The sequence below is a fragment of the Bacillus sp. ISL-75 genome, from assembly GCF_018613095.1.
Genome location: NZ_JAGGQX010000100.1, coordinates 1 through 11,390 on the forward strand (window position 1 = coordinate 1; position 11,390 = coordinate 11,390).

At 37.9% G+C, this 11,390-nt stretch carries 9 protein-coding genes; all 9 read right to left on the reverse strand.

Annotated features, from left to right (window positions below):
* Positions 1 to 859: hypothetical protein (locus J7E63_RS29130; protein WP_215018816.1), on the reverse strand; the 859-nt coding region annotated here is incomplete at its 3' end.
* Positions 860 to 1,400: 541 nt separating this feature from the next.
* Complete coding sequence (locus J7E63_RS29135) at positions 1,401 to 2,195, reverse strand: XdhC family protein (RefSeq protein WP_215018819.1); 795 nt, start codon at positions 2,193 to 2,195, stop codon at positions 1,401 to 1,403.
* A gap of 195 nt (positions 2,196 to 2,390) precedes the next feature.
* The gene (locus J7E63_RS29140) at positions 2,391 to 3,266 is read right to left on the reverse strand and encodes an FAD binding domain-containing protein (protein WP_215018821.1); all 876 of its coding nucleotides are present in this window, start codon (positions 3,264 to 3,266) and stop codon (positions 2,391 to 2,393) included.
* Complete coding sequence (locus tag J7E63_RS29145; RefSeq protein ID WP_215018823.1) at positions 3,260 to 3,727, reverse strand: (2Fe-2S)-binding protein; 468 nt, start codon at positions 3,725 to 3,727, stop codon at positions 3,260 to 3,262. Before J7E63_RS29145 ends, J7E63_RS29140 begins: the two co-directional genes overlap by 7 nt.
* Positions 3,724 to 5,886 carry a xanthine dehydrogenase family protein molybdopterin-binding subunit gene (locus J7E63_RS29150; protein ID WP_215018825.1) on the reverse strand — a complete coding sequence of 721 codons (2,163 nt, stop codon included), beginning with the start codon at positions 5,884 to 5,886 and terminating at the stop codon, positions 3,724 to 3,726. Before J7E63_RS29150 ends, J7E63_RS29145 begins: the two co-directional genes overlap by 4 nt.
* A gap of 532 nt (positions 5,887 to 6,418) precedes the next feature.
* Positions 6,419 to 7,303 (reverse strand): VOC family protein, encoded by an 885-nt coding sequence (locus tag J7E63_RS29155; RefSeq protein ID WP_215018827.1) that lies wholly within the window; start codon positions 7,301 to 7,303, stop codon positions 6,419 to 6,421.
* Between the two features lie 192 nt (positions 7,304 to 7,495).
* The gene (mhpA, locus tag J7E63_RS29160; protein ID WP_215018830.1) at positions 7,496 to 9,073 is read right to left on the reverse strand and encodes a bifunctional 3-(3-hydroxy-phenyl)propionate/3-hydroxycinnamic acid hydroxylase MhpA; all 1,578 of its coding nucleotides are present in this window, start codon (positions 9,071 to 9,073) and stop codon (positions 7,496 to 7,498) included.
* A gap of 177 nt (positions 9,074 to 9,250) precedes the next feature.
* On the reverse strand, positions 9,251 to 10,228 hold the full coding sequence (locus J7E63_RS29165; RefSeq protein WP_215018832.1) for a fumarylacetoacetate hydrolase family protein: 978 nt from the start codon (positions 10,226 to 10,228) through the stop codon (positions 9,251 to 9,253).
* Between the two features lie 41 nt (positions 10,229 to 10,269).
* Positions 10,270 to 10,992 carry a FadR/GntR family transcriptional regulator gene (locus J7E63_RS29170; protein WP_215018834.1) on the reverse strand — a complete coding sequence of 241 codons (723 nt, stop codon included), beginning with the start codon at positions 10,990 to 10,992 and terminating at the stop codon, positions 10,270 to 10,272.
* Between the last annotated feature and the right edge of the window lie 398 nt (positions 10,993 to 11,390).

Here is an 11,390-nt window from a genome sequence, read left to right on the forward strand (position 1 = left end):
ATTTAGTGTTGACATACCAAATGGTATTGGGGACAATGTGAAGGACCTGTAACTTACTATCACGGACTGAATTATAAAAATAAAAATGCCCTTTTAATTCGATGAAGTTCCCCTTACCAGAGGATTTCATCTCCTTGATTAACGATAGGATTTTAACTTCAGATGGAGGTTCTTTTCCTACATTCATTTGAACCACTTGATTGGCATCATTCAATAGGATGACAGACTCTTCTCCACTCGTCTTAATCTTCGCTAGAAATCCCCCTAAAGCTTCGGGTTTTAGATGGATAATGATAAGGGCTTTAGGTGTTTTCGTCTCAAATCGGTTGATTTGATGGATGACTAGTATTTCTTTTTTGTCTTTCATGAAGAAAAGGTTATTCTGCAGATTAGGATCCCGTTCACTCCAAACAGGCTGGTCATTTTGTTTTTCTAAAATGACCGTCCCCGACCGTAATGCCATAAAGATTTCTCCAGAGTGAAGGTTTACTAATTCAATAGAATTGATTTTTGAATCAATACTAATTGCTGTTTGAAAAGCATTCTTTAATCTTTCTTGTGCGGTGTAATCTAATACACCATTTTCTTCAGTCCAAGATAAGATATCTTTTCTCAGTCTCTTATCTACTTCAAAAATATATAATTGATTCATATAATTACTAATGCTTGCTTCTAAACTGTCCGCAATCCAGTTAATGCCTACTTTTCGTGTATCAATGATCTGATCCAATATCTCTGAATAAATAAGTTTCATAGTATAGCTAGTAAGGATGATGAGGGGAATGATGGAGATGATGAGCATAGTGGCAAATAATTTTTTTCTAATAGAAAGTTCATACAATAAACGTTTAATCTTCATGTAAAAAGCTCCTATCAAAATGGCTATAATAAAAACAAATAATAAAAATATCCTATAAATATCTTTTACTACAAAATTTCACAAACACCTCTTACCTTTAAAAATTTTTCTAATTGTTTAAAGGTCGAAAAAGCACTTGGTACACTTAGCACACGGGTCGTGGTCATGTTTTTTGATGATTATTGCACATAGAAACAACACAATCCTTTCTTGTTAGCACTGAATATTCGAATGCACTTGAATCGATTTACTTATATTCAGTTGCTTAAACTTGATAACATTGATTGATTAATCAACATCTGTTTATAATTATAAAAAGTTACAGAAAGCTTGCAATCGTTATTTTAATGCAATTTGTTGATTATTGAACAAATCAATCCATATTGTTTAATATCTTAAGAAAAGTATAGAGACCTACTATTTACAAAATGGATAAAAATAACAAATAAGGCCAACGCTTTGAATTACATAAAGCATTGACCTAAGGCTTTTTATTTAAAAAAAGATGCATTAAATCCGTTCCGCTTTTACATCTTTTTCCTTATCTACTTAATTGTTTCACTTTCATAGGCTTTTTTTCCTTACTTACTTTGATGATTTCCCCGATAATGCTGATGGCAATTTCTTGTGTGGTTTCCGCACTCATTTCCAATCCAATTGGGGAATAGACCTGATCCAACTGTTCTTGTGTAACTCCTTCACTTTTTAATTTTTCAAAAATGGTTATGACCTTGCGTTTGCTGGCAACCATCCCAACATAGGCAATCGGAAATTGCAGGGCTGTTTTTAAGACCATATCATCACCATCTTTTGTAACAATCACCACATATGACTTTTCATTTAGGTTGGCTGCAAGTAAGGCTTCTTCAATATCCTCATTTACAAAAAGGTTCGTCGCATTCGGAAAGCGTTCCTTCGTACAATAACCCACGCGATCATCGACAATGCAATAAGGATATTCAAGGGAATCAGCGAGCTTTGATAACGCATAGGCTAAATGACCGGCTCCGGCCAAAACGAGTTCAGGCCTGCTTGTATAGACTTCAATAAACACCCTCAACGTTCCTCCACAACTCATTTGAATTCCATCTTTTGCATGTCTATTCAATTTGTATTCAACAATTTTCGATGTACCCCTTTGGATTGCTTTAACACTCTCTTCGATGATATAGTGTTCAGCCAAGCCCCCTCCGACAGTGCCTTCAATCGTACCGTCACGGTATACAATCATTTTTCCAACATGCCTGGGAGTCGAGCCCTTTGATTCAATGATCATGGCTAGTGCAAAGGTTTCGTTTTGACGGTTCAGTATGGCTACTTTTTCCATCAGTAGCATGAATAAGCTCCCCCCTTTTTTAAACTTGCCTGTTGATTTCCGTTCCAGGCTCTTCGCTTTCCGCGGGTGGTCCGGGGAGCCTCCTCGTCGCTGCGCTCCTGCGGGGTCTCCCCTGCACCGTCCTCCCGCAGGAGTCTTCGCGCCTTCCACTCCAATCAACAGGGTGCCAAAATCAACAATAAACTTTAACATAGCCTAAACATTAATTCGGTTGTGATTCATGCTAAGAAAATAACGTAAAAGGTTTAACGCAACGGTTTTTCTGTAAGTCGCTGTGGAGCGCTGATCGTCGATTGGTCTTATGATCTTATCAAAGGCTGCTACAACCTGAGCGATGTCTGCATTCGCTAATGGTATGGTCTTTCCAACTAGCTTCCTTTCAATATCAATAGAACGAACCATTGTAGGTCCGACTGCCCCGAAGGCAAAGCGCACATCTTCGATTCGAGCATCATTGATCCGGATATATCCTGCAAACCCTACTTTGGCAATGGCATCTGCGTTGCGGTTGCCGACTTTCTCGAAAACGACATGAGCACCTTCTGCTAATACGGACGGCAATATAACTTCTACCAAAATCTCATTTTTATAACGCTGTACCCGTCGTGGACCTTGAATAAAATCGCTAATCGCAACGATTCGATCACCATTTACGGAGCGCAACAGAAGCTTTGCATTGTATACATATAATAAAGGAAGTGTGTCACCAGCTGGAGAGGCGTTGCAAATATTCCCACCTAATGTCCCTCTGTTTCTTATTGCTGGGGCCGCAATGGTTTTAATGGCGTTCTTTAATGGTACCGGGATTAACGGATGTTCAAGTAATTCACTATAGGTACAGCAAGCCCCGATGTGAAGATCCTTCTGATTTTGATACACACTCTTTAATTCGGAAAGATGATCAATAAAAACAAGCGGCTTTGGGAGTTTTAAAGGTACTCCCCTTCCACTTTTGTGAAGAACCATGACATCGGTACCGCCGGCCATGATTAAACAGTCTTCTCTATTCAATTGGCTCAACGTTTGGTCTAGGCGATCAAAGCGATATGTAGCCGTTATTTTCTCTACCATATGCCGTCACCTTTTTTAGCTGCCTGATTGATCGCATCAACAATCATATTGTAGCCCGTACATCGGCACAGATTTCCAGAAATACCTTCACGTATTTCAGCCTCTGAAGGATGAGGATTTTTCGATAACAAAGCTGCGCTTGCCATAATCATCCCCGGAATGCAATAGCCGCATTGCACTCCCCCGGCAATGGAATAGCTCTCATCTAAAATCTTAAATTGTTCCGTTTCAAGTATCCCTTCTATCGTTTGAATATCAGCACCAGCAATCGAGCCAATGGGAATCAGGCAGCTGTTCTGCAGGAGGTTATTCACAAAAACACTGCAGGCTCCGCACTCCCCTTCTCCACAGCCTTCCTTTGTACCGATTAATTCAAAGTCATCTCTTAATAAATCTAGTAATCTTGCTGTAGCAGGGGCATCCGTTTCTACGGGTCTTCCATTTAGGGTAAATTTAATCAACCTTCTTCACCTTCTTTCATCCACAGACTTTCAATAATGACTTCCGGTGTGATTGGAATTTGCTGAAAAGAAGTTTGCAGTGCATCCTCGATCGCCGCTTGGACGGCTGGAGCGCCGCCGATTAACGTCAATTCACCTGCGCCCTTCGCCCCGTATGGACCATCAGCATAGGGGTTATCAAAGACCTTGCTTTCGATTGTAACAACGTCCAATGAAGTCGGCGGTCCATAATCGGATATGCTTTTTTGTTGGATCTTGCCTTGCTTTGACGTCATCTTTTCTAAATATCCGTACGCTAACCCTTGAGCCAAACCACCGTCAATTTGGCCCTTCATAATCCGTTCATCGATGACCTTCCCCACTTCATAATTGCCGTATACTTTTTCTAACTTTACATTTCCTGTTAACGTATCCACTTCCAACTCAACGAAATTCACACCCCAGGAATAAGCCGGGTAAGCATCTCCCGTGAAGGTTTTCTCGTCCCAAGGGATCATTTCACGGTGAACATAATGCTCTACTACTTCCTGTTCCACCCCTGTTTGCCACTGAGCCTTCAGTTTTTTTGCGGCCCGTTCAAGCAATTTCCCGACAATCATCGTCGTCCTGGAGGCGACGGTCGGACCAGAGTCTGGAACCTCTTTTGTATCGGGATAAGGGTACAAAACATCTTCATACGGGAGGTTTAGTTCTTTGGCGACAATTTTACACAGCGTCGTCAAAATGCCTTGTCCCATATCGGAATTGGAGATTTTTAGCGATACTTTGCTATCCTTTGATTTAACCAGCTTCACCGTTGCTTTAATATGATCTCGTTCGCCACTGCCGGTAAATCCACAGCCGTGGAGGAACAGCGATGTTCCGATGCCTCTTTTATAACGCTGATTTTGTTGATTGAAACACTGAAACTCCTTTTTTTTCTTTTTGTATTCCGACGTGTTGAGCAGGTCCTCAATCATTTCTTCTACTAATATTGGATCGCGGAATATACCTTCGGTGATGGTGGGGTCTCCTTGTTTGACGAGGTATTTTCGTTTATATTCAAGTGGGTCGAAGTTTGCCAGTTTACTAAGATGTCCCATATGACTTTCGATTCCGGCGAAGCTTTGTGGAGCACCAAAGCCTCTGAAGGCGCCATTCGGAACGGTATTGGTCTTTAAGACATAGCCTTTTGCATGAAAATGAGGAATTTTATAAACACCGGCACTATTTATTAATGCGCGCTGCAGTACGACAGAACTCAAACCCACATTCGCTCCGCCATCGAGATAGATGTCAACACACAGGCTCAAAATATTTCCTTCCTTATCAAGGGCCGTTCGATAGTTGAGTTTGGCCGGATGCCTTTTTGTCGTAACCACCATATCCTCCGAACGGTCGAACACAAGCATCACCGATTTTTTGACTGCCTTTGCTGCAACGGCTACGTGACACGCCATCATCGAAGGAAAGTCTTCTTTGCCGCCAAAACCTCCGCCAGTAGGGCTTTGAACCACTCTGACATCTTCGTCACCACAGGCTAATGCGCTTAGCAAGGCATTTTTTATATAATACAGACATTGCATCGATCCCTGGACTTCAATTTCATCCTCCTTATAAATGGCAAGCATTCCTTGTGGCTCAAGGTAGACATGCTCCTGATAACCCGTATCATACTCTTCTTCGATGATTTGATGGGCTCCCTGCTCGATCGCTGAAATGATCTCTAAGCTTTCCCCAAATTCATAGCTAGCCATATTGACCCCGGCTACAGATTTTTGCTTGATCGCTTCGTCCAATGTATAAATAGGCGGATGTTCTTCAAATTCAATCTCTACTTCATTTAACAAACGGTACAAGATATTCAGGTCCTCTCCTACGAGCATCAGAATTGGCTCACCAATATAATTGACCCACTCATTGGCAAAAATGGGCTGATCTTCTTTGATAATTTTGACATAATTCGGACCAGGGATATCCTCTGCTCCAACCGCTTCATATCCTTCCGGAAGGTTTGGTAATTGGATGGCGATGATTTTTCCATATGCAATCTGAGACCGAACCAAAACACCATAAACCATATTTTCCACTTTCACGTCACTAATATAGGGCAACTGGCCCGATACCTTACCTGTATGATCCTTTTTGGGCACTGAGGTACTTATGTCTTTGAGACTCATTGGAACAACACCCTTCGACTCATTTTTTCAAGGGGACATATGACGAATAGAAACCTCTTCCTACATTTTTATAAATGTGAAAGATATTTTATGATTAATTTCATTCAAGAATATCGTTGTTTTTAATTATATTTTTATTTCGGGCAGCTTTACCTATTTATGTTAGAATTTTTGACAAAGTATTTTCATTTAACTTGCTTGGTCTTTTCCGTTTCAATCAGCAATGATAGAAATAAACCACTAAATAAAAAAAGCTAAAATATACAAATTGTGCATAAAAACTTGTATATTTTAGGTATTTAATATGTTCCTTATTTTGGTAAAGGTACCCGTTAGCCGCATAGATAATTATAGAAAAAGCCAATCTTCACTCAGAAAATTGGCTTTTTTGTATTTATCTAGTAAGTTGTTTTGTAGGACTATACATGTTGTTTCTATTAGAAAATGATATAAAACTCAATAAACGCTGATTGCACAATGAAATTTTTCTGTCCCTTACAACCATTTTCATCCATCTCCCGTTCTCGTAGGATTAGATTTTTGCCAAGTCTACTTCAAATTCAGTTCCCCAAGAACTAAGGCCTTCCCATTTTCTAGGTTTTAATGGTAACTTTTGATGCCATGGACGCGGTTCGAAAATATCGAGCTCAGGAATATACACATCCATCTCTGTATATAGCTCAACTACATTTCCATCTGCATCATGGTGGTATGTGGCAATATTATGTCCAGCTGTATGTCGAGAAGGACCCCAAAGAACAGACAAACCTTGTCTCGCTAAAATATCTGAACTTGCATATTGATGTCCTGCATCTCTTAATTGATAAGCAATGTGATGTAATCTAGTCTCATTTGATGCTACAATATTTAATACGTGATGTTCATAATTACATGTTAGGAAATTACAGAATTGCTCCCCGATTTTATCTGTAAAAGCAAAGCCTAGTACATCTCGGTAAAATTTAATTGTTTCAACAAAGTTTTTTGCATAAAAAGCAATATGTCCTAGTTTAAGAGGAAGAATACCTGACGTACCAAAACCAACAACTGGTTGATCCATTTCTGTAAATAGCTCAACAATATTTCCAGCTGGGTCATTTAGCTCTAGGAATCTTGATATTCCTGGTTTTCCATCTATTATTAATCTAGAATCAATTCCTAAAGAATGTAATTGTGCTTGTACTTCTTCTAATGACAATTTTCCATCTAATTGGTAGCCATAACTTCGAATTCCTTTTTGATTACTAGGCGTAATCACAATATTATGATGGTCCACACCATTACTCAAATAAGTGATCCCGTCTTTTTCTTCGGTAATACGATACCCCATTGTATTTGTATAATAATTCACCATTTTTTCAGGTTCTGGTGAAAAGAAATCTGCATACCCTAAACGAAATACTTTTACATTAACCATAGTAAATTCCTCCTAAAATAATATTTTCAATAAGAAGATTTATAAAATAACCGGCAAATTACGAAATTATTTCATCATATTTTTTTTAGAAATGTTAGAATGATAATTATAGGTTTTCCAAGGCCTATTTTCTTGGTTGGATTTGTCCGCTAAACAAATCCAACCTGACGCAGCGGCTCATGATTTAATCTTTTAATTCATAGCTGCTGTGTTCATAAACTTTTTCAGCTGATTTCTTAAATCCTCTACTAGTTCAGTAAGTTCAGAGAATGTAGCTACACTGCCAAAATGATAGAAATCTGGACGGACAATAACCGCTTCTATCTGATTTTGTTTGAAATACTCATAATATTTCCCGTTTACATCAACAACGACATTTGTCCCAATCTCAGAATTTGCAATTTCTATAAATGTAGCGCCGATATCTTCGAGAAATTCAATTTGCTCATCGTTTAAAGCATTTTTCGGGTTGCTTACCTGGCTAATCACCATCCAACCAGTACCAACAACATCATCGAACAAACCTGTTTTCCCTTGATATTTCACTTCGCTTTGTAGAGATAGCTGTCCAGCTAAATTACTACTTTTCCTTACTTCTGGTTGATGGAGAAATCCATCTCTTAAAATTGGAAATTCAGGGAATGGCGGAGCATCTCCGTTTAGAAAAGCTTGGTCTCTTTCTTCAGCCTTTTTCGGGTCCGCTACACAAATCAGATTTCCTAAATAGATTGCTGCTTCAACGACTCTTTGATTATGTGGTTTACGTTCTTCTGTATAGGTTTCTAATAAATTGTCGTTCAAATTTCCTCGTAAAATAAGATCAAGTTTCCAGGCTAAATTAGCTGAGTCACGAAGACCTGAGCACATTCCTTGTCCCATAAATGGTGGCGTTAAATGTGCCGCATCTCCGGCAATCATCACTCTACCTTTTCGCCAATTATCAGCCCATCTTGCTCTAAACGTGTATAACGCATGTCGTTCTAATATGGCGTTTTTCGGGGTGATGTCCCATGGTTCAAGTAATTTCCAAACATTTTCTTCCGTTTTAAATTCTTCTTTTGATTCACCAGGACGGATCATAAATTCCCAACGTCTTCTACCATAACCTCCTGAAACAACTGTCGTCGGTCGGACTGGATCACATAATTGCAAATTCATTGGACTAAACGTTCTTTCTTCATTCGGAATGATGTCAACAACAAGGAAATCTGAATTGAAGTCTAAATCTGTCATTGTATGTTCCATTTTTGCTCGAACAAAGCTATTGGCTCCATCACAACCGACAACATATTTCGCATGAATAATTGTTTCTTCTCCATCCAGGTCTTTTACAATCAGTTCAACATGATCATTAAATTCCTTTAATTGAATGGCTTCCATTCCAAGATTAACATTTACCGTTTCTTGTTCTCGGCATGTGACATCCATCATTGCTTCAAGATCTGGCTGACAGAAAAACATATCAGCGTGCCATCCTGAAATACCAAATTGTGACCAATCAAGTTTTATTAATGGTACACGATCTGCATTCTGCCATTCATAATAATCATGAACAGGTTGTAAAACCTTCTTCAATACATCCGTCGGAACAACGGATTGTAAAAGTCTAGCAATCTCGTGATCTAGCTTTACAGCACGCGGTAATGGATAGGGTTCAGAAAATCTCTCATATACTCCTACCTTCCAACCTTTCTGACCAATTAATGTTCCTAATAATTTTGCCACTGGACCATAACCTACAATCGCAACATCTACATTTTCTTTTCTCATAGTTTCACTCCAATCTAAAAGAGATTTATATTATTTCAAAGTTAATGGAAGCGTATACAATATTAGATACCTTAATAGAATCAATATAGCATTACAGTGCAAACTATTTATTGCAAAAAAGTGCTGAGAAAAATTTACTTAGGCCGTAATTTTATCCCAGCACATAGATGAATTCATTTAGGAAACAGTTACTTTACTAGGAACCACTTTATTAATTTGTTCACCAAGGTCGATTGTTCCATCTGCACTTTTAATACTGCAGCGGATGACATCCCCATCTTTTAGATAATTACCAAGCTTTAATTGGCTTTCTAGCATAACTTTGACTTTCTCTTCAAAAGGAGTAGTTAAATTTGAAACCTTACTCATTTCTTCTGTAGTCAGATTCATTGCTACGCCACCTGTTGTACCTGTAACAATTAAATCACCTTTTGATAGATCCATAATCTCAGATAGTTCGATTATGGTTTCAGCTGGTTTAAATAACAACTGATTTGTGTTAGCTGATTGGCGTAGTTCATCATTCACCCATAATTTAATTTCAAGGTCATGAATTGATGGAATTTCCTCTTGATCAAGCAGATAAAAATATGGTCCAGTCGGTCCAAACGTACGGTAGCTTTTTCCTCTTAACCATTGTCCTTGAGTAAGTTGTACATCCCTTGCTGAAACATCATTGAAAATAACTAATCCCGCAACAAATTGGTGAAGGTTTTCTTCCGTTACCTCTACTAGTCCTGTAATCTCTGAACCAATAATTAAACCTAATTCAATTTCATAGTCTAATAATTGTACATGGGCTGGACGGATAATTTCTGTATATGCTCCACATAGAGAACTATCTGCTTTACTGAAAATCAAGTTAAATGGAGGTTTATTTGCTTCTAATCCTGATTCCGCTCTGTGTGAGCTATAATTGGCACCTTGACAAACGATTCTTGCAGGAGTTGTTACTGGACTTAAGAAGGTTACCTCGTTTAGTGAAACTTTTTCACCATTTTCTTTTTCAAATAATTTTCTGGCTTCTTCTTTTCCTTTATCTAGGAATTGAGCCAGAGAACTATATGTATTTTGTAATACTAAGATATTATCCCCTTTCACAACACCCCATCGTTTAACATTTTCTTTTTCAAATCTTACAATTTGTAATCCCACTTTAAATTCCTCCCTTTGATAAACTTGCAAATATAAAAAGCTTACGAGTAATTGTTAAATATTTTTTGTAATATAGTCCTTACACGTAAGATTAATTCCGTCATTTTTTTATTAGCCATTGCTTCGTCACGTGACATGATTGCTTCATAAATCATACGATGTTTTTCTATAGCTGCCCTTGTTGGTGAATCGTAAGGGAATTCTTGATTATCATTAGTTAAAGGTAATGTCTTTTCCCTACTTACGGTAAGAGCTTTACGCATAATACGAATTGTTCCGATTAATAAATCATTATGTGAAGCTTTTAAGATGCTTTCATGAAAATCATAGTCCGCTTTGGCCCAAGCTTTTTCATCCCCTATGGATTGTTCTAGTTTCTGAAAAGCTTCTTCTATGTTCATTCTGTCTTGTTCTGTTGCTCTACTAGCTGCTAATGCTGCTGCCGTTGGTTCTAGCCCCATTCTTACCTCTGTTAAATGAAGTAAGAAATCTTTATTGTTTGGATCTTCTAGCAACCAAGTCATTACCTCAAGATTCCACCATTGCCACTCTGTTCGTGGTAAAACGACAGTACCCGAACGCTGATTGGATCGCACCAGACCTAGGGTTGATAACCCTTTATATGCTTCACGGATCACAGTTCTGCTAACATTATATTCTTCACTAAGATCTTCTACTTTAGGTAAAATTTCTCCTGGAGTACATACTCCAAAAACGATTTTTTTTCCAAGCTCTAAAATTAATTGTTCACTTCTATTCTTCATCAATGTCTCTCCTATCCACTTATTACTATTAGTATACCTAATTTTTTAAAAAGGATTGGAGAGGATAATAGAACGTTTCTGAAAGTTAACGCTTACATTTAGAATGAAATTACTTCACTCCCCCTTTTATACATCTACTTTTTAAAATAAAATCAAAAATAAATATTATTTATCTAAATATTATAATAAATAATATTTATTTAATTGTCAATATTTACTGAAAAATATTCTAATAAATCAAAGGTTTTAAAATTTTCATCTAATTTATATAATCTCTTTTATTATAATAAATTTAAACGCATTCCCTTCTACAATTAGGGAGTTGTGCATAAAAACTTGCATATTTTAGGCTTATTAAATTTATTCATTACTGTGTTAGTCGAGTAGAAGGGAGCCTT

Coding starts and splice junctions, on each gene's coding strand:
- J7E63_RS29135 (WP_215018819.1), bottom strand. CDS start 2,195: ATGCTACTGATGGAAAAAGTAGCCATACTGAACCGTCAAAACGAAACC.
- J7E63_RS29140 (WP_215018821.1), bottom strand. CDS start 3,266: ATGGTAGAGAAAATAACGGCTACATATCGCTTTGATCGCCTAGACCAA.
- J7E63_RS29150 (WP_215018825.1), bottom strand. CDS start 5,886: ATGAGTCTCAAAGACATAAGTACCTCAGTGCCCAAAAAGGATCATACA.
- J7E63_RS29155 (WP_215018827.1), bottom strand. CDS start 7,303: ATGGTTAATGTAAAAGTATTTCGTTTAGGGTATGCAGATTTCTTTTCA.
- mhpA (WP_215018830.1), bottom strand. CDS start 9,073: ATGAGAAAAGAAAATGTAGATGTTGCGATTGTAGGTTATGGTCCAGTG.
- J7E63_RS29170 (WP_215018834.1), bottom strand. CDS start 10,992: ATGAAGAATAGAAGTGAACAATTAATTTTAGAGCTTGGAAAAAAAATC.